The 23,820-nt window shown below is 62.2% G+C and carries 29 protein-coding genes; 16 read left to right on the top strand and 13 right to left on the bottom strand.

From position 1 onward, the window contains the following. Nucleotide 1: 1 nt before the first annotated feature. The gene (locus NKG99_RS11705) at nt 2–1,180 is read right to left on the bottom strand and encodes a BaiN/RdsA family NAD(P)/FAD-dependent oxidoreductase (RefSeq protein ID WP_352867512.1); all 1,179 of its coding nucleotides are present in this window, start codon (nt 1,178–1,180) and stop codon (nt 2–4) included. 185 nt (nt 1,181–1,365) lie between these two features. Then, nucleotides 1,366–1,953 (bottom strand): TetR/AcrR family transcriptional regulator, encoded by a 588-nt coding sequence (locus NKG99_RS11700; RefSeq protein ID WP_352867510.1) that lies wholly within the window; start codon nt 1,951–1,953, stop codon nt 1,366–1,368. Between the two features lie 140 nt (nt 1,954–2,093). Between NKG99_RS11700 and NKG99_RS11695 the strand changes: the two genes are divergently transcribed. Next, nucleotides 2,094–2,651 (top strand): DUF308 domain-containing protein, encoded by a 558-nt coding sequence (locus NKG99_RS11695; RefSeq protein ID WP_352867509.1) that lies wholly within the window; start codon nt 2,094–2,096, stop codon nt 2,649–2,651. Nucleotides 2,652–2,828: 177 nt separating this feature from the next. Here the strand turns inward: NKG99_RS11695 and NKG99_RS11690 are convergent, their stop codons facing one another. The 3 genes from NKG99_RS11690 to NKG99_RS11680 form a co-directional block, all read right to left on the bottom strand. Continuing rightward, nucleotides 2,829–3,566, bottom strand: a complete 738-nt coding sequence (locus tag NKG99_RS11690; RefSeq protein WP_352867507.1) for a dienelactone hydrolase family protein — start codon at nt 3,564–3,566, stop codon at nt 2,829–2,831. A gap of 107 nt (nt 3,567–3,673) precedes the next feature. Next, complete coding sequence (locus NKG99_RS11685; protein WP_352867505.1) at nt 3,674–4,363, bottom strand: hypothetical protein; 690 nt, start codon at nt 4,361–4,363, stop codon at nt 3,674–3,676. 89 nt (nt 4,364–4,452) lie between these two features. Continuing rightward, complete coding sequence (locus NKG99_RS11680) at nt 4,453–6,027, bottom strand: trimethylamine methyltransferase family protein (RefSeq protein WP_352867503.1); 1,575 nt, start codon at nt 6,025–6,027, stop codon at nt 4,453–4,455. 275 nt (nt 6,028–6,302) lie between these two features. Here NKG99_RS11680 and NKG99_RS11675 point away from each other — a divergent pair, with 275 nt between their 5' ends. Continuing rightward, on the top strand, nt 6,303–7,001 hold the full coding sequence (locus NKG99_RS11675) for a cobalamin B12-binding domain-containing protein (protein WP_126069400.1): 699 nt from the start codon (nt 6,303–6,305) through the stop codon (nt 6,999–7,001). Nucleotides 7,002–7,091: 90 nt separating this feature from the next. Here NKG99_RS11675 and NKG99_RS35950 read toward each other — a convergent pair whose 3' ends face one another. Beyond that, nucleotides 7,092–7,232 carry an EncA/B family entericidin gene (locus tag NKG99_RS35950; protein ID WP_502910928.1) on the bottom strand — a complete coding sequence of 47 codons (141 nt, stop codon included), beginning with the start codon at nt 7,230–7,232 and terminating at the stop codon, nt 7,092–7,094. A gap of 63 nt (nt 7,233–7,295) precedes the next feature. On the opposite strand from NKG99_RS35950, the gene NKG99_RS11665 reads away from it, so the two are divergent. Next, on the top strand, nt 7,296–7,928 hold the full coding sequence (locus NKG99_RS11665; RefSeq protein WP_352867499.1) for a DUF1638 domain-containing protein: 633 nt from the start codon (nt 7,296–7,298) through the stop codon (nt 7,926–7,928). Here the strand turns inward: NKG99_RS11665 and NKG99_RS11660 are convergent. Together NKG99_RS11660 and NKG99_RS11655 are read right to left on the bottom strand one after the other, a co-directional pair. Further along, nucleotides 7,925–8,296, bottom strand: a complete 372-nt coding sequence (locus tag NKG99_RS11660) for an NAD-dependent epimerase/dehydratase family protein (protein WP_352867497.1) — start codon at nt 8,294–8,296, stop codon at nt 7,925–7,927. The genes NKG99_RS11665 and NKG99_RS11660 overlap by 4 nt on opposite strands. Continuing rightward, the gene (locus NKG99_RS11655; protein WP_352867495.1) at nt 8,230–8,835 is read right to left on the bottom strand and encodes an NAD-dependent epimerase/dehydratase family protein; all 606 of its coding nucleotides are present in this window, start codon (nt 8,833–8,835) and stop codon (nt 8,230–8,232) included. Before NKG99_RS11655 ends, NKG99_RS11660 begins: the two co-directional genes overlap by 67 nt. Nucleotides 8,836–8,949: 114 nt before the next feature. Here NKG99_RS11655 and NKG99_RS11650 point away from each other — a divergent pair, with 114 nt between their 5' ends. The 9 genes from NKG99_RS11650 (at nt 8,950) to NKG99_RS11610 (ending at nt 17,418) form a co-directional block, all read left to right on the top strand. Beyond that, a complete protein-coding gene (locus NKG99_RS11650; protein WP_352867493.1) occupies nt 8,950–9,525 on the top strand; it encodes a DUF4893 domain-containing protein in 576 nt (191 codons plus the stop codon). Between the two features lie 94 nt (nt 9,526–9,619). Next, the gene (locus NKG99_RS11645) at nt 9,620–10,399 is read left to right on the top strand and encodes a formyl transferase (protein ID WP_352867492.1); all 780 of its coding nucleotides are present in this window, start codon (nt 9,620–9,622) and stop codon (nt 10,397–10,399) included. A 304-nt stretch (nt 10,400–10,703) separates the two neighbouring features. Continuing rightward, nucleotides 10,704–11,006 carry a virulence factor gene (locus tag NKG99_RS11640; protein WP_027034742.1) on the top strand — a complete coding sequence of 101 codons (303 nt, stop codon included), beginning with the start codon at nt 10,704–10,706 and terminating at the stop codon, nt 11,004–11,006. After that, nucleotides 10,999–11,610, top strand: a complete 612-nt coding sequence (locus NKG99_RS11635; RefSeq protein ID WP_352867490.1) for a methylenetetrahydrofolate reductase C-terminal domain-containing protein — start codon at nt 10,999–11,001, stop codon at nt 11,608–11,610. Before NKG99_RS11640 ends, NKG99_RS11635 begins: the two co-directional genes overlap by 8 nt. Next, the gene (locus NKG99_RS11630; RefSeq protein WP_352867487.1) at nt 11,607–12,698 is read left to right on the top strand and encodes a methylenetetrahydrofolate reductase; all 1,092 of its coding nucleotides are present in this window, start codon (nt 11,607–11,609) and stop codon (nt 12,696–12,698) included. Before NKG99_RS11635 ends, NKG99_RS11630 begins: the two co-directional genes overlap by 4 nt. A gap of 81 nt (nt 12,699–12,779) precedes the next feature. Beyond that, nucleotides 12,780–13,754, top strand: coding sequence for a methyltetrahydrofolate cobalamin methyltransferase (locus NKG99_RS11625; RefSeq protein WP_352867486.1), 975 nt, complete (start codon nt 12,780–12,782; stop codon nt 13,752–13,754). A 10-nt stretch (nt 13,755–13,764) separates the two neighbouring features. Beyond that, the gene (locus NKG99_RS11620) at nt 13,765–15,858 is read left to right on the top strand and encodes an ASKHA domain-containing protein (protein WP_352867483.1); all 2,094 of its coding nucleotides are present in this window, start codon (nt 13,765–13,767) and stop codon (nt 15,856–15,858) included. A gap of 186 nt (nt 15,859–16,044) precedes the next feature. Then, nucleotides 16,045–16,230 carry a hypothetical protein gene (locus tag NKG99_RS11615; RefSeq protein WP_352867481.1) on the top strand — a complete coding sequence of 62 codons (186 nt, stop codon included), beginning with the start codon at nt 16,045–16,047 and terminating at the stop codon, nt 16,228–16,230. A gap of 234 nt (nt 16,231–16,464) precedes the next feature. Beyond that, nucleotides 16,465–17,418, top strand: a complete 954-nt coding sequence (locus NKG99_RS11610) for an alpha/beta hydrolase (RefSeq protein ID WP_352867478.1) — start codon at nt 16,465–16,467, stop codon at nt 17,416–17,418. Between the two features lie 34 nt (nt 17,419–17,452). Here NKG99_RS11610 and NKG99_RS11605 read toward each other — a convergent pair whose 3' ends face one another. After that, nucleotides 17,453–18,352, bottom strand: coding sequence for a LysR substrate-binding domain-containing protein (locus NKG99_RS11605; RefSeq protein WP_352867476.1), 900 nt, complete (start codon nt 18,350–18,352; stop codon nt 17,453–17,455). Between the two features lie 219 nt (nt 18,353–18,571). Here NKG99_RS11605 and NKG99_RS11600 point away from each other — a divergent pair, with 219 nt between their 5' ends. From NKG99_RS11600 to NKG99_RS11585, 4 genes are all read left to right on the top strand, one after another. Beyond that, complete coding sequence (locus tag NKG99_RS11600) at nt 18,572–18,757, top strand: hypothetical protein (RefSeq protein ID WP_032930657.1); 186 nt, start codon at nt 18,572–18,574, stop codon at nt 18,755–18,757. Nucleotides 18,758–19,095: 338 nt separating this feature from the next. Next, a complete protein-coding gene (locus NKG99_RS11595) occupies nt 19,096–19,230 on the top strand; it encodes a hypothetical protein (RefSeq protein ID WP_013531161.1) in 135 nt (44 codons plus the stop codon). A gap of 344 nt (nt 19,231–19,574) precedes the next feature. Further along, nucleotides 19,575–20,513 carry a GlxA family transcriptional regulator gene (locus NKG99_RS11590; RefSeq protein ID WP_352867678.1) on the top strand — a complete coding sequence of 313 codons (939 nt, stop codon included), beginning with the start codon at nt 19,575–19,577 and terminating at the stop codon, nt 20,511–20,513. After that, complete coding sequence (locus NKG99_RS11585; protein ID WP_352867473.1) at nt 20,441–20,698, top strand: type II toxin -antitoxin system TacA 1-like antitoxin; 258 nt, start codon at nt 20,441–20,443, stop codon at nt 20,696–20,698. The genes NKG99_RS11590 and NKG99_RS11585 overlap by 73 nt, the downstream gene beginning before the upstream one ends. A 10-nt stretch (nt 20,699–20,708) precedes the next feature. Here the strand turns inward: NKG99_RS11585 and NKG99_RS11580 are convergent, their stop codons facing one another. From NKG99_RS11580 to NKG99_RS11565, 4 genes are all read right to left on the bottom strand, one after another. After that, nucleotides 20,709–21,491 carry an ABC transporter ATP-binding protein gene (locus NKG99_RS11580; RefSeq protein WP_352867471.1) on the bottom strand — a complete coding sequence of 261 codons (783 nt, stop codon included), beginning with the start codon at nt 21,489–21,491 and terminating at the stop codon, nt 20,709–20,711. Then, entirely contained in the window at nt 21,488–22,261 is a 774-nt protein-coding gene (locus tag NKG99_RS11575) for an ABC transporter permease (protein ID WP_352867469.1), read from the bottom strand. Before NKG99_RS11575 ends, NKG99_RS11580 begins: the two co-directional genes overlap by 4 nt. Before the next feature lie 85 nt (nt 22,262–22,346). Further along, nucleotides 22,347–23,297, bottom strand: coding sequence for an ABC transporter substrate-binding protein (locus NKG99_RS11570; protein WP_352867466.1), 951 nt, complete (start codon nt 23,295–23,297; stop codon nt 22,347–22,349). Between the two features lie 162 nt (nt 23,298–23,459). Continuing rightward, on the bottom strand, nt 23,460–23,804 hold the full coding sequence (locus tag NKG99_RS11565) for a peptidase inhibitor family I36 protein (RefSeq protein ID WP_352867463.1): 345 nt from the start codon (nt 23,802–23,804) through the stop codon (nt 23,460–23,462). Between the last annotated feature and the right edge of the window lie 16 nt (nt 23,805–23,820).

The raw sequence follows: 23,820 nt of genomic DNA, 5'->3' as shown, positions 1-23,820 counted from the left end.
CCTAGGCAGCCTGGCCCGCCACCCATCCCGACGACCATGCCCACTGGAAATTATAGCCACCCAGCCAACCTGTGACATCGACGACTTCGCCTATGAAGAACAGGCCCGGCACGGATCTCGCCTGCATCGTCTTCTGGTCCAGTCCGTTGGTGTCGACCCCGCCCAGCGTCACTTCGGCGGTGCGGTAGCCCTCTGAACCGGCCGGCTTGATACGCCAGTCATTGATCGCGGCGGCGACGGTCTTGATCTGGGCATCGGAAAGATCGGCGAGGTTGCTCTCGATCCCGGTTCGTTCAGTGATCGATTGGGCAAGCCGCTTCGGCAGATGATTTGCCAGCACCGTCTGCACCGCCTGCCGTCCATTGCCGCGCTTGGCGGCACGAATGAGGTCCGCCACATCCACCCCCGGCAGCATGGCGATGCGGATTTCATCGCCCTCGCGCCGATAGGACGAGATTTGCAGGATGGACGGTCCGCTGACGCCGCGATGCGTGAACAGCATCGCTTCGGAAAACCGCGTCTTGCCGCAAGCGACTTCCGCGTCGACGGCGTTGCCGGCCAGGGGCGCCAGCCGTTCGAGCGTGTTGGCGTCGAATGTCAGCGGCACCAGCGCCGGCCGCGTTTCGACAATGGCTAGGCCGAACCGTTCGGCAAGCTCATAGCCGAAACCGGTCGCCCCCATCTTGGGGATCGACTTGCCGCCGCAGGCCACAACAACGGACTGGCAAGTGACCGTGCCGGTGGAGAGGGTGAGCACAAACCCCTCGGCCGTTTTGCGGACATCCGCAACGCTGGTCAACAGGGCCAGCTCCACGCCCCTGCCCTGCATTTCCGAGACCAGCATGTCGATGACCTGGCGGGCGGAGCCGTCGCAGAACAATTGCCCCAGCGCCTTCTCGTGGTAGGCGATGCGATTGCGTTGGACGAGCGCGATGAAATCGCGCTGCGTGTAACGGCTGAGCGCCGAAATGCAGAAATGCGGATTGCCTGAGAGAAAATTCTTCGGGCTGGCGTGGATGTTGGTGAAGTTGCACCGGCCACCGCCCGAGATGCGGATCTTTTCGCCCGGCATCGCCGCGTGATCGAGGATCAACACCGAACGGCCACGCTTGGCCGCCTCCACGGCGCACATCATTCCGGCGGCACCCGCGCCGATGATCACGACATCATAGAATTGCATCAGGCTATTCGTTCCCGCTCGACCCGCTCATCCGGGGCCGCGCCATTTGTGCTGCCTGATACCGCGAACGGGACGGCAGCCAACAGGCAAGAATAGCCGCGGAGAGGTTTGGGGGACAGGAACCAAGCGAAGACCGGACGTCGGCTTTCGACCTGAGCAGTTGACCACTTTGGCCTGACAGTTCTCTAGCAATCCTGTCCCAGCAGTTTGGTGATCTGGGGCGTAACGATTTTGGTGAACAGCCCGGGATCGCTGAAAGCCCTCGCAGAGAGCATGGCCCCATGAACCGATGCCATCAACATTTGGGCCTCCTCCTCCGGCCGGTTGTTCAACCGGAACAAGCCCTGCTCCACTCCAGCCCGCAGCACCGACGTAAGCCATCTCGCCAGGTTATGGAAATGAGCACGAATGCGCGATGCGACCTCTTCCGGCAGCATCTGCATCTCGCCAGCGAGCATCGCGCAGACGCAAAATGACGGCGAGGCATCGCGAATGCATGTCTGCCAGTAGTTCAGATAGGATCGCAGTTGTTCTGCAGGGCTTGAGAACTGCTTCCGGACAGATTCCAAACCGGATTCAGCCTGCCGCTTGTAGCGATCCACCAGCACCGAGACCAGTTCGGCCTTCGTCGGAAAGTGATGGTGGATGCTCGCCTTCCTGATGCCGATCGCAGCCGAGATATCGGCATAGCTGAACCCGTTATAGCCGCCTGCGACGATGAGCGACTGCGCGATGTCGAGAATTTTTTCGGACGTCGAAGTCTTTGATTCCATACCTTCGCCTACCTTCTGGTAGGAAGATTGTCAAGTATGTGCATCGCTCCTGCTTCTCACGAAGAGGTGTCCGAGCGCCGGGTTGACTCATGGGAAGATGCCTCCCTACTGGTAGGTAGACAACAACAAGGAGCCTGCCAATGCAAAGCCAATCTTCGACCCGGCCCAACTGGTTGCGATCCTATTATTTCGGACGCGCTATATTCTCTATCGCCTGGATTGCTGCCGCCATTCTCTTCAGCGGGCGACCCGGTCCCGCCGCGTTTCTGCTCGTGATCTACCCGGCATGGGACGCGTTCGCCAACCTGGTTGACGTCAGGGTAAATGGCGGCCTGAAAGCCAACTCGTCTCAAGCATTGAATGTCGTGGTCAGCCTGATAACGGCGCTCGCCGTCATCGTGGCGATCCGCAACGGCATGTATGCCGTTCTGGCCGTGTTCGGGGTTTGGGCGATCCTCTCGGGCCTGCTGCAGCTGAATACGGGACTAAGGCGTTGGCGCTACTATGGCGCGCAATGGGCGATGATCCTGAGTGGTGCGCAATCGGCCCTCGCCGGCGGCTTCATGATCAGCCTATCCCTCGGCACTGTTGCGCCGACGATTCTAGACATCGCCCCCTATGCTGGGTTCGGCGCGTTCTACTTTCTGCTTTCCGCCATTTGGCTTGTCGTCGCAGCCTATCGCAAGGCAGGCGCATAGGCGCTGCCTGTCCGGCGGTGGCAAAGTGAAAGTCATTTTGCCGCCGCAGCAGCGACAGCATCACTCATTCCCCGCAAGCACCCAGCAATCTCACCGTGCGAACGGGTGCGCACGCCTTCTTCAGCGCGATGTGTATCGCCACGAGTCATCCTCTGGCCTGGCAAACGAGTCCTGACCTCAGATCAGTGTCTCGGCGAAAAGCGTCGTCAATCGCTTCCAGTGGCGCTCGGCGCCCGCGGCATTGAAAACGCTGTGGTCTGGCACGCACCAGCCATGCGCCACACCGACATAGTTTTCGATGACGTGGTCGACTTCCGCAACTCTGAGCGCCTCGGCCAGCCGCGCCGATTGTTCCGGCGGAAAACTTCTGTCGACACCGGAAGTGCCGACATAAACGCGCGCCTGGATGGACGCTGCCTTGCGGTGCGGGCTGTCGGCGGCGTCGCTGGCCAAATTGCCGCCATGGAAACTCGCGGCTGCCTTTATCCTGTCTGGATAGGTCGCGGCGGCATTCAATGCCCGGCCGCCACCCATGCAATAACCGACCGTGCCGACCGGTCCGGTGACGCCCTCGGCAGCGAGAGCGTCGAGGAAAGCATCGCTGTCGCTGATGGTCATCTCCTGCGTCGTGCCGCTGACCAGCGCCGTCAGCGCCGCCTTGGTCTTTTCCTCGACGAAGGCGGTCTTGGCGTCGAACGGCCGGTAAGGCGCATTGCGGTAGAACAGGTCCGGCACCAGCACCGTATAACCTTCATTCGCCAGCCGCTCGGCCATGCTGTCGAGCGCCGGCCGCGGACCGAAAGCGTCCTGATAAAGAATGACGCCGGCCTTGGTCGAAGATGCCTTTGCCGAGCGGAAAAGCCCCGCCTTGGCAACGCCATCCCTGGTCTCGATGTGAAGCTGTTGTTTCGTCATCGCCCGGCTCCGTTCGTCAGATGCGCGATACATATCCGGCCGAACCGATACGGCAAGGCGTTCCCTGAACCCGGCGGTCAACATTTCGTGCAGGATTGCGTGTCGGTTTACAGTCCCGCGAATGCCGCCATGTGAAACGCCTGGACCTCCGGCGGATAGCGATAGGTTGTGCCATAGGGACAGGCGTTTCGATCGAGGCAGCCGCCGCTGCGGCACGGTTCGCCGTCCGTTCCCCGCACATGCGCAAGACAGCCCTGATAGGCAAATCCTTGCGCGGAATAGGCGTAGACTGGGCAAGATTTCAGGCATGGTTTCTCGACACAGGTATCGCAAAGGTGAGGCGCTGCCTCGGCGGCGCGAACCGGAAGCGTGTCCTCGAACAGCAGTGCACCGCGATAGGCGTGCCACAGCCCGTATCGCGGATGCATGAGGATGCCGAGCGGTGACGGCCTCAGCCCCTCCGCCCGCATCGCCCATTGCTGGAACGGCAGATAGGGCTTGTCCGATGGCGAAACGGCCCGCGCCCCGAATGCCTCCGCCACGGCACCGATCACTTCGCGCGACCACGTGTCGAGCGGATTGGCGATGCTCCGTGGTTGCTTTTCCCGCCAGCGCAGGAAATGCGGCCAGGGCGCGGCACCCCCCTGCCCCACCAGCAGGACGGCTCTGGCCGGCGCGCCCGATGATCCAGTTGGCGACGCTTCGCCGGGCGCGAAATTGAAACCGCCGCGAAGGACAAGGCCGTTGGCGAGAAGCGCCGCAGAGATGCGGTCAACGCTGCAGGCAGGCGCAATCATTCCTTCTTGACCGGATCGGAGAACGCGCTCCGCCAGACTTCCTTGTGGATGATGCTGGCGACTTTAGCCCCGCCTGACTCGGGCTCCTTTCAAGTGAAGGCGTCGGGCATCGACCCCTTCTTCCTGGCGATGAAGTCCTTCAAGGCCTCGTCGATGCTCGGATCGAGATGCGGCGCCTCGTAGCTCTCCAGCCAGCGGCGGGCAAGCTCGTTGGCGCGCTGCGGCGCGGTCTTCTCGCCTTCGGCCAGCCACTGCTCGTAGGAATTGTTGTCGGCGATGTTGGAGCGGTAGAAAGCGGTCTGGAAATTCGCCTGGGTGTGGTCGCAGCCGAGATAGTGGCTGCCCGGACCGACCTGGCGTATGGCATCCATCGCCTGGCCGTTTTCCGATAGATCGACCCCCTCGGAGAATTTCTGCGTCATGCCGAGCTGGTCGATGTCCATCATGAATTTTTCGTAGCAGGACGCCAGCCCGCCCTCGAGCCAGCCGGCCGAATGCAGCACGAAATTGGTGCCGGCCAGGATGGTCGAGTTCAGCGTGTTGGCGCTTTCATAGGCCGCCTGAGCATCCGGGACCTTGGACGCGCAGAGCGAGCCGCCGGTACGGAACGGCAGGCCGAGACGGCGCGCCAGCTGTGCCGCGCCATAGGAAACCAGCGACGGCTCCGGTGTGCCGAAGGTCGGCGCGCCCGACTGCATGGAGATGGACGAGGCGAAGGTGCCGAACAGCACCGGCGCGCCCGGCCGGATCAGCTGCGTGAACGAAGCGCCGGCCAGCACCTCGGCCAGAACCTGCGTCAGCGTGCCGGCCACCGTCACCGGGCTCATCGCGCCGGCAAGGATGAACGGCGTGACGATGCAGGCCTGGTTGTGGCGCGCATAGACTTTCAGCGCGCCGAGCATGGTCTCGTCGAACACCATCGGCGAGTTGGCGTTGATCAGGCTGGTCAGCACCGTGTTGTTCTCGACGAAATCGTCGCCGAACACGATCTTGGCCATGGCGACAGTGTCTTCGGCACGCTCCGGCGCGGTCACCGAGCCCATGAACGGCTTGTCGGAATATTTGATGTGGCTGTAGATCATGTCGAGATGGCGCTTGTTGACCGGCACGTCGACCGGCTCGCACACAGTGCCGCCCGAATGGTGGATCGACGGCGCCATATAGGCGAGCTTCACGAAATTCCGGAAATCCTCGATCGTCGCGTAACGCCTGACACCATCGAGGTCACGCACGAAGGGCGGACCGTAGACCGGCGCGAAGACCGTGGCATTGCCGCCGATCTGCACCGAGCGCTCGGAATTGCGGGCATGCTGGGTGTAGACGGACGGCGCGGTCTTGAGCAGCGAACGGCAAAGCCCCTTCGGAAAGTGCACGCGCTCGCCCTTGACGTCGGCGCCGGCCTCTTTCCACAGCTGCAGCGCTTCCGCGTCATCACGGAAGATGATGCCGATCTCCTCGAGCACCGTGTCGGTGTTCTTCTCGATCAGCGCCAGGCCTTCCTCGTCCAGCACCTCATAGACGTTGATCTTGCGCTTGATATAGGTGAGCTGCGTGCCCGGGCCACCGCCCGAACGTGCTGCCCGCCGGGCAGCGGCTCCGCCGCTGGCGCCGCGCCCACGTCGCGCGTTTGACGCTTCCTGATCGACTGCCGCGTGTTCGCTCATGGTGATTCTTCCCTGAATCTGTTCTTGTCTGGAATCCATAGCGGCTGCCTCTCGCCGCTTCTTGCCAGATCGTAGCCATGCACCCTATTCGAAACGGCCCGCCAGCGCCAACGCCTGTCGCAAAATCGACAAGAATTCCTAGAGAGTTGCGGTCGCTTTCCTTTTGCGGGAAGTCGCAAATCAGCTATGGATACATGCCCCTAGCGGGTTAGGAATGACCGTGAATATTTTGTGCTTTGCGACATGGTCGCGATGCCGGCAGGAGCTCGATACAAATGTCCGACGACGAGATCATCCTTTCCGAACTTTCCGACGACGAGTTGGTGCAGCAGATGCACGACGATCTCTATGACGGGCTGAAGGAAGAGATCGAGGAAGGCACCAACATCCTGCTCGAGCGCGGCTGGGTGCCTTACAAGGTGCTCACCGAGGCGCTGGTCGAGGGTATGCGCATCGTCGGCGAGGATTTTCGCGACGGCATCCTGTTCGTGCCGGAAGTGCTGCTGTCGGCCAATGCGATGAAGGCCGGCATGTTCATCCTGCGTCCGCTGCTCGCCGCCACCGGCGCGCCCAAGCAGGGCAAGATGGTCATCGGCACCGTCAAGGGCGACATCCACGACATCGGCAAGAACCTCGTCGGCATGATGATGGAGGGCGCGGGCTTCGACGTCATCGACCTCGGCATCAACAATGCGGTCGAGAAATATCTCGATGCCATCGAGCAGCACCAGCCCGACATCATCGGCATGTCGGCACTGCTGACCACGACCATGCCCTATATGAAGGTCGTCATCGATACGATGAAGGAAAAGGGCATCCGCGACGACTATGTCGTGCTGGTCGGCGGCGCGCCGCTGAACGAGGAATTCGGCAAGGCCGTCGGCGCCGATGCCTATTGCCGCGACGCGGCGGTGGCGGTCGAGACCGCCAAGGATTACATGAAGCGCAAGCACAACGTTCGCGCTTCGGCCTGAGCCGGCCGGCCCCGAAATGCCCCATGAAAAAAGCCGCGCCTTGCAGCGCGGCTTTTTTGTCCCCAGATGATGAGGAAGGCTGTGCGTGGATCAGGGCTTGGTAACGGTGTCCTCGACTGCCTTGGCCGTCGATTTGACGTCCTTGCCGACGCCACGGACGGTGTTCGCGCAAGCCGCAAGGGTCAAGGCGCAAGCCAGGATGGCAATCGGCGTGATGCGTAGCAGCTTCATGAACGGTGTCTCCCTCAACAGATAAATTAGCGCCACAACAACGAAGGCCGCTCGACTGGTTCCATGGCCAAGACGCAAAAAACGAAACCGAATCAAGACGACAGGCTGCTCGTTATCGCCTGTGGGATGATTGCGCGCGAAGTTCTGGCCGTCAAGGAACAGCTCGGACTGGATCACCTCGACCTGACCTGCCTGCCTGCGGAATTCCATTTCTATCCGGACCGCATCGCCCCGGCCATGGACAAGGCGATCGAAAAGGCCAGGGCGGAAGGCTACACCAACATCTTCGTCGGCTATGCCGATTGCGGCACCGGCGGCCTGCTCGACCGCATCTGCGAGAAGCACGGCGTCGAGCGCATGGCCGGCCCGCATTGCTTCGCCTTCTATCAAGGCATGGATGCCTACGCGAAGATCGCCGACGACGACATGATGTCCTTCTACATGACCGACTTCCTGTGCCGGCAGTTCGACGCCTTCTTCATGAAGCCTCTCGGCCTCGACAAGCACCCCGAGTTGATCAAGGACTATTTCGGCAACTACGAGAAGCTGATCTATCTCGCCCAGACCGATGATCCCGATCTCGACAAGGTCGCCGAAAAGGCCGCAAAGATGCTCGGTCTCGTTTACGAACGCCGCGCCACCGGCTATGGCGACCTGACGGCCGGAATGGCGCAGGCCGCCGCCGTCACCGGCTAGGCCGCCCGCAGTTCCGTTAGCACATCGGCAAAGCTCGTCTTGCAGACGAAACCCAGCCTGTCCCTCGCCCGCGACGCGTCGTAGACCCGGTCGATGGAGGAAAACATCGTCCAGCCTTTTCGCGCGTAAAGGGCCGGAAAATCCGGAAAATAGCGCGCGACGACGGATGGCGCATCGGCGATTAGCTCAGTGCAGTCTTCCGGTCGAAATGGCGTTGGCGCCGATACGATGAAAATATCAAAGCCGAGCTGTGGCGCCTTTTCCAGGGCAAGGATGTGGGCATCGGCCGCGTCCTCCACCGTCAACCGGCGAAACAACAGCTCATTGGCCTTGGTGTTGGCATCCGACTGCTCGATCCCATGCGCCATGTCGTCGGCTTCGGAAAGAAGCGCGCCGTGCGCAGCACCACCACCGGCAGCCCGTGCTGGACGTGATAGAGGCGGCAGAGATGCTCGGCCGAAAGCTTGGTGACGCCATAGATGTTGCGTGGCTCGGCCGACATTGCCTCCGTCAGCCATGCCGCCTTGCGCGCGCCACCGCTTAACCCGTCGCGTATCGCTTGCGAAATCATCAGCGAGGTCGTCGAGGTGAAAATGAAGCGCTGCACGCCGGCCGCCACCGCCGCGTCGAGCAGGTTCAGCGTGCCTTGCACATTGGTGGCGACGAAATCGCTGTTGGCGCGGCTCTCTATGTTGGGCTTGTGCAGCGCGCCGCTGTGGATGATCGCGTCGATCTGGTTGTCCCTGACCGTCCGCATGACAAGGTCGCGGTCGGCGATCGAGCCGATCATCCGCGTTTCCGCCGATGGCACCGGATCGAGCCCGGTGACATCGTGCCCAAGCGCGCGCAGCCGCGGCGTCAGCGCGCTGCCCAGCCAACCCGACGATCCCGTGAGCAAGATTCGCATTCGTCACACCATGATTTTTGACCGTGACGCTGTTAAGCACGGATGACAGGCGCCAACGACCCGATAAGTTATGCACCAGCCGGCGCTGCGCCAGACTTCAACCGGAGGCTTCCTATGACCCATCGCCCGCTGTTCGCCCTTGTCGGCTTGCTCTGCTGCACTCTTCCCGCCCTTGCCGATGGCGAGATACAGAAACTCATCACCGCCGCCGACAAGGCGCGACTTGACAAATATGGCGAGACCCGCAAGGCGGCGCTCGCCGAGGCGAAAGCGGGCGACCCCGCCGAGGTTAGACAACTCGACGCCTTGCTGGCGAAGCCGCTGGTGGCCTTCTCCGACAAGGATCTGACCGGCAACTGGCAGTGCCGCACCATCAAGGCCGGCGGATCTTTGCCGCTCGTCATCTATGGCTGGTTCAAGTGCAAGGTGATCGACGACGGTTCGGGCTGGCGGCTGGAAAAGATCAGCGGCTCGCAGCGCACCAAGGGGCGCTTCTTCGACGATGGCGAGAAACGTGCGATCTATCTCGGCTCCTTCTATGTCAACAGCGATCCGGCAAAGCCCTATGGCAGTGGTCCGCAAACCGACCAGATCGGCTATGCCTTCCGCAACAACGCCAAGGAATGGCGCATCGAATTCCCGGCGCCCTACTATGAATCGAAGCTCGACATCATCGAGTTCAAACGCTGACCGTGTATCGAAGAGCTGATCACCAAGGATTAACCCGAACGCCCTAGCATCCCGCCCATTGTCGAGAACGGGTTGCTTGGAGGGGGCAAGATCCATGGCAGCATCGGAATCCAGTACGCGGATCGTGGTCGTCACCGGAGGAGGCCAGCATGTCTGGGCGATCGTCAATGCGATCGCCGACCGCGTCGGCCCTGTCAGCGTTATTCTCGAAACGCCTGAATCCAAAAAGGAATTGCTGATTGGTCGCGCTCGCCGCCAAGGCTGGATCTCCGCCATCGGCCACCTCGGCACGATGGTGCTGAGCAGGCTTGGCAAGCGGCTCCTTGCCGGCCATGCCGCGCGGCTGATTGCTGAGGAGAGGCTCGAGGTCGAGCCGCGGCGAGGCCAGGAAATCATCCATGTTGCTTCCGCCAATGGGCCGGAGTGCCTCGAGGCAATCGAGAAGATCCGGCCTGGCGTTGTCCTGCTTAACGGCTGCAGACTGTTGTCGAAGGACATGTTGGCCCGGATGCCGTGCCCGGTGCTCAACTATCACGCCGGCATCACGCCGAAATACCGCGGCATGAATGGCGGCTACTGGGCGCTGACTTCAGGCGATCCGCAGAATTTCGGCACCACCGTGCATCTGGTCGATGCCGGCGTCGACACGGGCGGCGTGCTGAAACAGGTGCACGGGCGGCCGAAACGCGGCGACACCATCTCCAGTTACGCGCTTCGTCAGGCCGCGTTCTCGCGCGACATCTGCGTCGAGGCAGTCAGCGACGCGCTGGCCGGAAAACTTACCACCATCGACCCGGGCCTGCCGTCGCAACAATGGTATCACCCAACGATCTGGTTCTACCTCTGGACTGGCCTCAGAACCGGCATCTGGTAGCGCCTCCTTCTCCCGGATCCGCATGCCGCGCGCCGGCTTTTCCGACGCGTCGAACCTGCCGCCGGCTCGCGCCGCAAACGAATAAACCCACCTTTCATTTTACGACATCCAAATGCGTCGCTTTTGAATGCGCGCGCGTCGTCCCATAACAAGCGGCCCCACCGCGCTTCCGGCAATGCTCCGACACTGCATCGGCCCGAAAATCGGAATCGATCTTCGGAAAGCTCGACGCAGCAGATTGAAGTGGTAGAGCGTCCTTTGTGCGTCCAAGTGGACACAGGGCGCTCTACGGGAGTGAGAATTCATGGCCGATCTGATCGTCGTCTACTGGCGCGACATCCCTGCCCAGATCATCGTCAAGAAGGGTCGGCAGAATGCCAAGCGCGAACTGCCGCTGCGCTTCACCGAGGCGATCGACATGTGCGCCATGCGCACCGGCGCCGGCGGCACCGACGATTATCTGGCCGAATGGCGCAAGGCCGATCCCATTCCGGTCGGCGACGACCTCGAAGCCGAGGTCGAGAAGGCGTTCAACGACATCGACACCAAATACGACCGCGAGCGGCTGGTCGCTCTGGTCAAGGCGGGCGGCAAAGAAAATGTCTGACACCACCCCGGCGGTTACCCAGGCCACTTTGGTCAAGAAGGCAGCGCCGAAATCCGACTACAAGCCGGCCGACGTGTCGCCGCAGCGGCGCGTGCAGCGTTCCTTCGCGGTTCGGCTGTGGTCGATCAGGCATTCGCGATTGCTCGAATGGTTCTACGCCAAATTCGCCGACATGTTCCTGCTCCTCCATCCCCTGTGGAAGGGCATTGGCTACGGCCGCGTCGAAGGGCCGATCAAATTCGTCGAGAAGCGCGTCAAGGGCTTCATGTTCGACTGCCGCATGTGCGGCCAGTGCATATTGTCGTCAACCGGCATGTCGTGCCCGATGAACTGCCCCAAGCAGCTGCGCAACGGCCCTTGCGGCGGCGTCCGCGCCAACGGCAATTGCGAGGTCGAGCCCGACATGCCCTGCGTCTGGGTCAAGGCTTGGGAAGGCTCGCAGAACATGGTTCACGGCGACAAGATCCTGACGGTACAGAAGCCGGTCGACCAGTCTCTGCGCGAAACCTCGGCCTGGCTGCGGGTGACCGCGCAGGCCGCCGCCGCGCGCGAAGCCGCCGCTGCCGCCAAGAATGGCGCGGCGAACACCGGGGCATCGGCATGATCGGACGCCAGCGCGACGAGAACCCGGCTGGCATCCACCTGCCGCTCGAGCCCCTGCCCGGCCACACCTCGCGCGGCCGACTGGAGCGCGTGCTTCGGCGCGGCGAGTTCGCGGTGACGACGGAGCTCAATCCGCCCGACAGCGCCGATCCGGAGGACGTCTATAATCGCGCAAAAATCTTCGACGGCTGGGTCGACGCCATCAACGCCGTCGATGCGTCGGGCGCCAACTGCCACATGTCTTCGGTCGGCATCTGCGCACTGCTCACCCGCATGGGCTACGCGCCGATCATGCAGATCGCCTGCCGCGACAAGAACCGCATCGCCATCCAGGGCGACGTGCTGGGCGGTGCCGCGATGGGCGTCGCCAACATGCTGTGCCTCACCGGCGACGGCGTGCAGGCCGGCGACCAGCCCGGCGCCAAGCCGGTGTTCGACCTCGACTGCATGTCATTGCTCGAGACCTGCCGCATCATGCGCGACAACGGCAAGTTTCTGTCCGGCCGCAAGCTGACGACGCCGCCGCAGCTGTTCCTGGGTGCTGCGATCAATCCGTTCGCGCCGCCGATCGACTTCCGCCCGCATCGGCTGGGCAAGAAGATCGCAGCCGGCGCTCAATTCGTGCAGAGCCAGTATTGCTTCGACGTGCCGATGTTTCGCACCTACATGCAGAAGGTGCGCGATCTCGGTTACACCGAAAAATGCTTCATCCTGGTTGGCGTCGGCCCGCTCGCCTCGGCCAAGACGGCCAAGTGGATCCGCTCCAACGTGCCGGGCATCCATATCCCCGATTCGGTCATCAAGCGGCTGGAAGGCGCCCAGGACCAGAAGAAGGAAGGCAAGCAGCTCTGCATCGACATCATCAACGAGGTGAAGGAAATATCAGGCGTTTCCGGCGTCCATGTGATGGCCTACCGGCAGGAGGAATACGTCGCCGAGATCGTCGATGAATCGGGCGTGCTGAAGGGCCGCCAGCCATGGAAACGCGAGATCCGTCGTGACGACCAGATGGTTGCCGACCGGCTCGAAAGCATATTGCACGACGACATTACCGAAACGCAGGTGGACATGGTGAAGACCGCGCACTGACGGCGCGGAAGGCCCCCATTCGCTTGAACGAAAACAAACAACGATATAAAGAAATCTTTATATCATGGCGGAGAAGAATTCATGACCCGTACCATCGTCGCCTCGGCGACCCGAGAAATCATCATCGGCTTCGACCAGCCGTTCTGCGTGATTGGTGAACGCATCAATCCGACAGGCCGCAAGAAGCTGGCCGCCGAGATGATCGCGGGCAATTTCGAGACCGTCATCAGGGACGCGCTCGAGCAGGCAGCCTGTGGCGCCACCATGCTCGACGTCAATGCCGGTGTCACCTCGGTCAACCCGAACGAGACCGAACCTGGCCTTTTGGTGCAGACGCTGGAGATCGTGCAAGGGCTGGTCGACCTGCCGCTGTCGATCGACTCGTCGGTCACCGCCGCGATCGAAGCCGCGCTCAAGGTCGCCAAGGGCCGCCCGCTGGTCAACTCCGTCACCGGCGAGGAAGAAAAGCTCGAAGCCATCCTGCCGCTGATCAAGAAATACAATGTGCCCGTCGTCGCCATCTCCAACGACGAGACCGGCATTTCGATGGATCCGGATGTTCGGTTCGCCGTCGCCAAGAAGATCGTGCAGCGCTGCGCCGATTTCGGCATTCCGGCGCATGACGTTGTCGTCGACCCGTTGGTCATGCCGATCGGCGCGCTGGGCGATGCCGGCCGCCAGGTGTTCGCGCTGCTGCGCCGCCTGCGTGAAGAGCTCAAGGTCAACACCACCTGCGGCCTGTCCAACATCTCCTTCGGCCTGCCGCATCGCCACGGCATCAACGCCGCCTTCATCCCGATGGTGATCGGTGCCGGCATGACATCAGCCATCATGAACCCGGTGCGTCCGCAGGAAATGGAAGCCGTGCGTGGCGCCAACGTGCTGAACGGCACCGACGAGAACTGCACCAACTGGATCAGGACCTACAAGGACTACAAGCCGGCCGAAGGCGGCCAGGCGGTAGCTGCCCCTACGCAAGTCAATGCGCCGGGCGAAGGCGCCAACAACGGTGGCCGCCGTCGTGGTGGCCGTGAAGCCCGTATGGGTCGAGGATAAGCGCGCAATCGTGAATTCACCTGCAAACATCACCGACCCGCTCGTGCTGTTCATGCCGTCGGGCAAGCGCGGGCGGTTTCCTGTCGGCACGCCCGTGCTCGATGCCGCGCGCCAGCTCGGCGTCTATGTCGAAAGCGTCTGCGGCGGACGCGCCACCTGCGGACGCTGCCAGATCGAAGTGCAGGAAGGCAATTTCGCCAAGCACAAGATCGTTTCCTCCAACGACCACATCACGCCCAAGGGTGCCAAGGAAGAGCGCTATGAGCGCGTCCGCGGCCTGCCCGAACGGCGCCGCCTCTCCTGCTCGGCGCAGATCCTCGGCGACCTCGTCATTGACGTGCCGCAAGACACCGTCATCAACGCGCAGACCATCCGCAAGGATGCCGATACCAGGGTGATCGCCCGCGATTCAGCGATCCGCATGTGCTATGTCGAGATCGAAGAACCCGACATGCACAAGCCGCTTGGCGACCTCGACCGCCTGAAGATCGCGCTGATGCACGACTGGGGCCTGAAAAGCCTCGATTTCGATTTCTATCTGCTGCCGCAGGTGCAAGGCATCCTGCGCAAGGGCAACTGGACCGCCACCGCCGCCATCTACAAGGATGCCGACAGCGAGACCGCGCGTGTCGTGGCGCTGTGGCCCGGCCTCAAGAACGAAGCCTATGGCCTCGCCTGCGACATCGGCTCGACCACCATCGCCATGCATCTGGTGTCGCTGCTGTCTGGCCGCGTCGCCGCTTCGTCCGGCACGTCGAACCCGCAGATCCGCTTCGGCGAGGATCTGATGAGCCGTGTCTCCTATGTGATGATGAACCCGGACGGCCGCGAAGGCATGACGGTCGCCGTGCGTGAGGCGATCTCGGGTCTGGTCGACAAGGTCTGCGCCGAAGGCAATGTGCAGCGCAACGACATCCTGGATTCCGTCTTCGTCGGCAATCCGATCATGCACCATCTGTTCCTCGGCATCGATCCGACCGAGCTTGGCGGCGCTCCCTTCGCGCTGGCCGTTTCGGGTGCGGTTCACATCAAGGCATCCGATATCGGCCTGAAGCTAAACCAGGGCGCCAGGCTCTACATGCTGCCTTGTATAGCCGGCCACGTCGGCGCCGATGCGGCGGCCGTCACGCTGTCGGAAGGCCCGCACCGCCAGGACGAGATGATGCTGATCGTCGATGTCGGCACCAATGCCGAGATCGTGCTCGGCAACCGTGCGCGGGTCGTGGCTGCTTCTTCTCCGACCGGCCCGGCCTTCGAGGGCGCTGAAATATCCGGCGGCCAGCGCGCAGCACCCGGCGCCATCGAGCGCGTGCGCATCGATCCCGACACGCTTGAGCCGAAGTATCGCGTCATCGGCTCGGAGCTGTGGTCCGACGAGCCTGGCTTCCTCGACAGCGTCCAGGCGACCGGCGTCACCGGCATCTGCGGCTCCGGCATCATCGAAGTGGTGGCCGAGATGTATCTCGCCGGCATCATTTCCGAGGACGGCGTTATCGACGGGGGACTTTCGGCCCGCTCGCCGCGTGTCACCGCCAACGGCCGCACCTTCTCCTACGTGCTGAAGGAAGGCTCCGCCGTATTGAAGGAAGATGGGCCGAAGATCACCATCACCCAGACCGACGTCCGCGCCATTCAGCTCGCCAAGGCGGCGCTTTATGCCGGCACCAAGCTGCTGATGGAAAAGCAGAACACCGACCATGTCGACCGCATCCATTTCGCCGGCGCCTTCGGCTCCTTCATCGATCCGAAATACGCCATGGTGCTGGGCCTGATCCCGGACTGCGACCTCGACAAGGTTTCGGCGGTCGGCAACGCCGCCGGCGCCGGTGCCCGCATGGCGCTGCTCAATCGCGGCTATCGCCGCGAGATCGAGGACACGGTCAGCAAGATCGAGAAGATCGAGACGGCGCTGGAACCGAAATTCCAGGAGCATTTCGTTTACGCCATGGCGCTGCCCAACAAGGTCGACCCGTTCCCGAAACTGTCCGCGGCGGTGAAACTGCCGCCGCGCAAGACGGTCAGCGAGGATGGCGTTGCCGGCGACGCCGCGCCGCGCCGGCGCTCGCGCGAAGGCCACGAGGGGCGGCGGCGCGGGCGGGAATAAGCGGACGCGCCCAGACCGCCGCCTTCCAAACTCATTTGTATGCAAATGTTTCCGGATCGCCAGATCCGGAAACCGAAACACTGTTTTCGCGAAATCCATCCGATACATGGCAGGTGCATTTACCCGGGCATCGAACGGCGGCCGAAGATAATCCTCGGCCGCTGCCGTTCTTCAAGGGAGATGAAAATGTCGATGTTCGGAAATCTCGGTCGCTTCGGTGTGACCATCAGGCAGACCCACGCCAGGAACAAGGCGATCCGAGCGCTGAACAGCCTGCCGGCGCATGTCCAGAAGGACATTGGTTGGCCGGCATCGCCACCGAACGATCCGCAAGCCGGGCTTACCTCGCTGCTTCTGGGTACGCCGCGCTGATGACCTTCGCCGACAAATGCAAATTGCTTGGCATGCGCCGGGGATATCGCATGTCCCCGGCGACCACCGGCAACCGGCTGCGTGCCGCACTTCTGCCGCGCCGCTGACCACTGCGGCGCGGATCACACCACCGTGTAGACACAGCGCAAATCTTGACATTTTCCGCCACGGCACGATCTTCGGAGATAGCGGGGTTCTCTTAGTCGGCTTTAGCCGAAGTTCGTGTATCCGTGTATGCCAAGTTTGAAAAGCCACGTGGTGTCGTTTGTCCTCAGGCACAGCCGCAAGCAGGCGTTTGCCAGCCCGGAGAACCTGCAGCGCTGGATCGTTGCCGCGCGCAAGACCGAGAACCACCAGCCGCCTGCCTCATTGCATCAGCGTCTCGACATCGGGATGCATACGGTCGATGGCTTCCCCGTCTATGAAATCGCCCCCAGGGCCGGCGCGCAGAAGCGGATTTTGTATCTGCACGGCGGCGCCTATGTCTTTGAAATCACGCCCTATCATTGGCATCTGATTGCCGACATGGCCGATCGGCTGGGCTACGGCATCACGGTACCGATCTATCCCATCGCCCCCGAACATGACTTCCATGCCATGTTCGGCATGGTCGGCGACGTCTACCGTCAGATGCTCGACGAGACGGAGGCCGAAGACATCGTCTTCATGGGCGATTCCGCCGGCGGCAATATGGCCGTGGTGCTGACCATGATGGCTGCCGAAAAGGGCTTGCCGCCGCCGTCGCGGCATGTGCTGATTTCACCGGGCCTCGATATGTCGCTCTCCAATCCAAAGCTGTTCGAGGCCGAACGCAACGACCCGTGGCTCGGCATTCCCGGCGGCTTGGAAGCGATCCGGATGTACAGCGCCGGCATCGACCGCAGCGACTGGCATATCAGCCCGGTCTATGGCGATCTGTCGGTGCTGCCGAAAACGCTGCTCCTGACCGGCTCGCACGACCTGCTCAGTCCCGACAATCTTATCTTCGCCGAGAAAGCGCGTGCCGCCGGCATCGAAGTCGATGTCGTCTATGAGGAAGGCATGTTCCACGTCTGGCCGTTGATCGATATGCCGGAAGCACGCCGCGCCCGCCAACACATCGTCGCGTTTCTCAGCGAGAGCCGCTTGCCGGTCAGGCAAGATACGGAAACAAGGTTCGAGGCGCCCTCCGCCGAGGCGGCGCAATAGCGCTTTTCTCCTTGGACCCGGCGCTGCTGGCGGATCAGAACTTGCCGGTTTCCCGGAACACTTCGAAGGTCGCGCGGATGTGGTCGGCAACGGCCTTCACCGGCGCGCTGGCATCCGGTGCCACCACCATCGCCAGATTGTAGGTGCCGATGTCGGGCATGCCGTCCTTCGGGCAGAGTTCGACCATGTCGTTGCCGAGGAACGACTTCGGCAGTGGCGCCACTGCGAGATCGGACATGATCGCGGCGCGCTGGCCGGCCGTGTGCGCGCTCATATAGGCGATGCGGTAGTTGCGGCCCTCGCGGCCAAGCGCGTCAAGCGCTCCGGCGCGCCAGGCGCAGCCCTCTTCCCACAGCGATACCGGCAAGGGCTCACGCAGATGCGCGCAGCCGCCCTTGGCGCCGGCCCAGACGATCGGCTCTGTGAGCAGCACTTCGGCGCCGAGCGCGCTGGTCTTGTAGGAATTGGTGAGCAGCGTGATGTCGAGCGCGCGGTCGTCCATGCGCCGGCGCAGATTGCTGCTCTGGTCGATGGTGACGTCGACGGCGATCGACGGATGCGACTGCGCGAAGCGCTTCAGCACATGCGGCAGCACACGCTCGCCGTAGTCGTCCGGCGAACCGAGCCGCACCACACCGACAATCTCGGGAATGATGAACTTCGACACCACCTCGCGGTTGATCGACAGCAGCCGGCGGGCATAGCCGAGCAGCATTTCACCGTCCCTGGTCAGCGACACCGAGCGGGCATCGCGCGCGAACACCGAGCGGCCAAGGATATCCTCCAGCTTCTTGATCTGCATGGAAACGGCCGACGGCGTGCGGAAGACCGCATTGGCGGCAGTGGTGAAGCTGCCGGTCTCGGCAATCGCCACGAAAGTGCGCAAAACGTCGAGATCGAGCAATGGCAGTGGATGATTGAGCGGGGCGTTCATGGGAACCGACCTTCAATTTTTCTGATGCAAAACATCATTCCATTTCGTTTGATTGAACATCAGATTGAGAAGATAGTCAACTCCATCGAAGCAGGTAGCTGCCATGAGCGGCCATGACCACCACGACACAGACCTGCATTCGGCACGAAATGAAGTTGAAACAGACCCGACGTAACCAACTCGCTGTCTGGCACCCGCCAGCCGCCAAAGGAGAGTGAAATGTCTATCCTGTCGTCTCTTGGTCGCATCGCGACCGAATTCAGCGCGGCCCGTGCCCGCTACCAGACCGAACGCGCCATCCGCTCCCTGCCGATCGAACTGCAGAAGGATATCGGCTGGCCTGAAGCTTCCGACACCAAGACCGGTACTCGCAATGGCGTCGGATCATGGGCTGGAGCAAAGTAGATCGTGTGTACCATGTGCTGAAGGCCTGCCGCGCAACCCGCCCGGCAGGCCTTCTCTATTTTATTTGTATTCAAATGAGTTTCGGAGTCATGTCGCTCGCGCATGACGCATATGAGAAAGCCGCATAGCAGCTTCTGTTTCTAATTAGTTCATTGTAAACAATGGTAAATTTCGGGCATCTTGCCCAAATTTATCGCAATCGGTGTCGCATTTCATATCAAGCGCTTCGCATTTGCGATTTAGTTTTTGCTTACACAAGCCTATATCAGCGCCAGCAAACGAGCTGCCCCACTCCATCAAGCGAAGGCGACCCGTCTGAGCAACAAATGGAGATGATCATGAAGCTTTTTGCACGCCTCTTCGCCCGCCGCGAAATGAACCTGACCACCGCTCTCGAGCGCCAGCGCCTTGCCAACACCATGCCCGGCCAGACCGGCGCCATGAACGCGGCGCGCCTCGGTTTCGTCGCCTGAAGATTTCAAGGCAGCGCATCCCTGCCGCTGCTTTAAAACTGTAACGCCGCCTGGCTCCAGCCAGAGCGGCGTTTTTGTTCTGCCGCCGGCCGCACGCTGCCTGTCCTTTGACCAGCGGGATGCCACTTCCGGGGCTCGCTGCACGCCGATTGCCCATTTGCGACCCATGTCGCAAATTTAATCTTGTCCGGGCGGTGTAGCCGATTGACAGACATGGTTTTTCCTGATGTCGCTATGCTATTCGCGACATCCTGTTCGCGCCATGGCTGAGTGAGGCTCCCTTGAACGCCGTAAAGCATCCGATCAAGCGATCGTTTGTATTCTTCCTTGTTCCCGATTTCACCATGATCGCTTTTGCGACCGCGCTCGATCCCCTGCGCTCGGCCAACCGCATGCTCGGCTACGAGGCCTATCGCTGGCGTCTCGCCAGCATCGACGGCAAGCCGGTGCGCGCCTCGAACGGGGTCGAATGCGCGGTCAACACCTCGCTGGAGGATGAGCGCAAGAAGATGGCAGGCCCCGACCGGCCGAACATGGCCATCGTCTGCAGCGGCATCGATGTCGAGCGCTATCATAACAAGTCGGCCTTCGCCTGGTTACGCGAGGAATACAATCGCGGGGTCGCCGTCGGCGGCCTGTGCACCGGCGCGCACATCCTCGCCGCCGCCGGCCTTTTGTCCAACAAGCGCTGTGCCATCCACTGGGAGAACCTGCCGGGCTTTTCCGAGGCGTTCCCGAAGGCCAATGTCTTTGCCGACCTCTTCGAGATCGACCAGAACATCTATACCTGCGCCGGCGGCACCGCCGCGCTCGACATGATGCTGAAGCTGATCGGCGACGACTTTGACGAGAACCTCGTCAATCGCGTCTGCGAGCAGGTGCTGACCGACCGCGTGCGCAGTCCGACCGACCGCCAGCGCCTGCCGCTGCGCGCGCGCCTCGGCGTCCAGAACTCGAAAGTGCTGACCATCATCGAACTGATGGAAGGCAATCTGTCAGAGCCGCTGTCGCTGATCGAGATCGCCGACCATGTCGACCTGTCGCGCCGTCAGATCGAGCGGCTGTTCCGCACCGAGATGGGCCGCTCCCCTGCCCGCTATTATCTCGAAATCCGGCTCGACCGCGCCCGGCATCTGCTGATCCAGTCGTCGATGCCGGTGGTCGAGGTGGCGGTCGCCTGCGGCTTCGTCTCGGCCTCGCATTTCTCGAAATGCTACCGCGAACTCTACGCCCGCTCGCCGCAGCAGGAACGCGTCGACCGCAAGCAGTTGCTGGCGGCCTGATCAGGTGTCACGTGAGTAAGAGAACGACCCGATCCGAAAAACTGGCCGACCGGCGCAGCTTTCACCTCGACGCGAAGAAATGGGCTGCGTTTATGGCGGCTCTGGATGCCTCGACGCGTGACCTTTCACGCCTGAAACGCCTGTTGAGCGAGCCGAGCATCTTTTCCGATCGCGATCCAGCGTGAGCCAGGCGAACTACACCTGCGCCGTGCGCATCGCCTCGACCCGAATATCCTCGGTCAGCCGCGCCTTCAGCGCCGAGAATTCCGGGCTGGTCTTCAGCGTGTAGTGGCGCGGGTGCGGCAGGTCGATGGCGACATCCGACTTGATGCGGCCGGGCCGCGCCGTCATCACGATTACGCGCGAGGCCATGAAGATCGCCTCCTCGATGTCATGGGTGACGAACAGCACCGTCTTCTTGCGGCGTTCCCAGATGCCGAGCAGCAGTTCCTGCATCAGACCGCGGGTCTGGTTGTCGAGCGCGCCGAACGGCTCATCCAGCAAGAGTATCTCGGGATCGTTGGCCAGCGCCCGCGCGATCGCCGTGCGCTGCTGCATGCCGCCGGAGAGCTGCTTCGGCCAATGGTTCTCGAACCCCTTCAGCCCGACAAGGTCGACATAGGAGGCGACGATCCCATCCCGCTCCTTCTCCAGCATGCCGCGTTCGCGCAGGCCGAAGGCGATGTTTTCGGCAACCGTCAGCCAGGGAAACAGCGTATAGGATTGGAAAACCATGCCGCGATCCGGCCCAGGCCGGGTCACCGCCTTGCCGTCGAGCAGCACGCGGCCTTCGCTTGGCGCTTCGAGGCCGGCGACGATCCGCAGCAATGTCGACTTCCCGCATCCGGATGGCCCGAGGATGGTGATGAAGTCGTTGGCGGCGACCGCAAGGTCGATCGGCATCAACGCCTTGACCGGCTCTCCGCCGCTCACGCCGGCAAAAGTGCGCGAGACGCCCTCGATGAGAAGCTTGCTCACGCCAGGCTCCACGGAAAGAGCCAGCGGTTGAATGCCTTGAAGGCGAAGTCGGACAACAGCCCGATCAGCCCGATGACGATGATGCCGAAGATGATCTGCCCTGTCGCCAGCCGCGACTGGCTGTTGATGATCATGTAGCCGATTCCGGAGGACGAGCCGATAAGCTCGGCGACGATGACGTAGGTCCAGGCCCAACCGAGCACCAGCCGCAAAGTCTCGGCGATCTCGGGCGCATTGGCCGGCATGATCACCCGTTTGACGATGCCGTTGTTGGTTGAGCCAAGCGTATAGGCCGCCTCGACCAGGTCACGTCTTGTGCTGCCTACCTTGACCGCGACGATCAGGACGATCTGGAACACCGAGCCGACGAAGATGACGAGCAGTTTTTCCAGCTCGCCGATGCCGGCCCACAGGATGAGCAGCGGAATGAAGGCCGAGGCCGGCAGGTAGCGGGCGAAGGAGACGAACGGCTCCAAAAACGCCTCCACCGGCTTCCAGGCGCCCATCGCAATGCCGATCGGCACCGCGACGACCGACGCCAGCAGGAAGCCGCCGAAAACCCGCCAGATGGTGATCAGTATGTCGAGCCAGAAACGGTCCTCGACCAGCAGCCGCCAGCCATCCTTCAGCATCGACAGCGGATCCGCGAGGAAGATGCGGTTGACGTGGCCGCCGAGCGTGATCCACGCCCAGAAGGCGACGAACAGCACGAAGAAGGAAATGCCGAGCACGGTTCGGATGCCCGGCGAGACTGGATGCAAGGGGCGCATCGTCAAATCGTCCCCATCTTCGTCACTTGTCCATGAGAAGGCGACGGCGCCAGGCGGCGCCGCATGATGGTCAAAGGCAGCACCGTCAGTTCGACAACGCGCTGGTGTCGGCCAGTGTGGCGACGTCGGGCGCTTCCTTGATCAGCCCCATCTGCAGCAGAAGCTCGCCGGCGGTCTTGGAAAAATCCTGGAATTCCTTGGTGAAGAACTGCTTGTTCTCCGCCCTGTCGGCCCATTTCAGGTATTTCGCCGAATCCTCGAACTCCTTGGCCGACTGCTTCACGTCGGCGCCCATGGTCTCATAGGATTTCTGCGGATCACTCTTGATCAGGTCGAGCGCGTCGAAATAGCTGTCGGCCAGCGCCTTGGCGGCATCCGGATTGGCTTTGAGGAATTCGGGCGTACAGCCGACCGTGTCCAGCACCATCGGGTAGTCGAGCGTGGTTGCCAGGATGTGGCCCTGGTCGGACTTGTCGCGCACCGCCGAAATGAACGGCTCATAGGTCACCGCCGCATCGTTCTGCCCGGCGAGGAAGGCCTGCGCTGCCGCATCCGGCTCCAGATTGACGACGGTCACATCCTTGGTCGACATGCCGGCCTTGTTCAGCACCCAGGCGAGCATGAAATAAGGTGACGTGCCCGGCGCCGAGGACGCGACAGTCTTGCCCTTGAGGTCGGCGACGGTCTTGATGTCGTTGCGCGCGACGATGCCGTCGGCGCCATAGGATTTGTCGAGCTGGAATATCTGCTTTGTAGTAACCCCGCTGGCGTTCCACACCAGCCAGGTCTCGACCGTGGTGGCGGCGCATTGCAGGTCGCCGCTGGCGATGGCGAGCGGCCGGCTCGCCTGCGGCACCTTCTTCAAGGTCACATCCAGACCGTGCTTCTCGAAGATGCCTGCCTGCTTGGCAAGTGTCAGCGGCGCGAAGCCGGTCCAGCCGCTGATGCCGATGGTAACCGAGGTGGCGGCCATCGCCGGTGCGGACAAACCGGCGGCAAGCGTCAATGTTGCGGCGATAACGGCGATCCTAGTCATGTCAGTTCCCCTTTTGTTTTCGCTGAGGAAACTGTCTCACAGACGCCAATCGGCTTGTCAATGAACAGCTTGGTGAGGCAACCGCCGAGCCGGCGGCTGTAGTCAACTCTATCGGCGGCCCATCCCCGAAACGGGGCGGGCTGCCCGAAATCCAAATAGCCTTCAGTAGCCGTCGCAATAGCACTCCGCCGAGGAGATGCGGTCGTTCCAGTCGCTGCCGCCGAAATCGCGGATTCTGCGCCGGATCTCGATCGAACGGCCCCCCATCCGGGAATCCTCATAGGCAACGAGCGTGCAGCCGCGGCGAACGATCACAGACGAGACACGGTCGTTCCAGAACTGGCCGCCGCGAAAGTTCACGGAATCGTCGGACCCCATACCGATGGACCGCCCGCGAAAATTCGCGTGCTCGAACATCATGCAGGCGGGCTCGTCATTGTATTGGGCGCTGGCGCCGTCGGCAAAAAGCAGGGACGCGACAGCAGTTAGGATGGCTAGACGTTTCATCTTATGTTTCCTCCGT

The sequence above is a fragment of the Mesorhizobium sp. M1409 genome (genome assembly GCF_040317535.1).
GTDB lineage: Bacteria > Pseudomonadota > Alphaproteobacteria > Rhizobiales > Rhizobiaceae > Mesorhizobium.
This window is presented reverse-complemented; position numbering and strand designations above follow the sequence as displayed.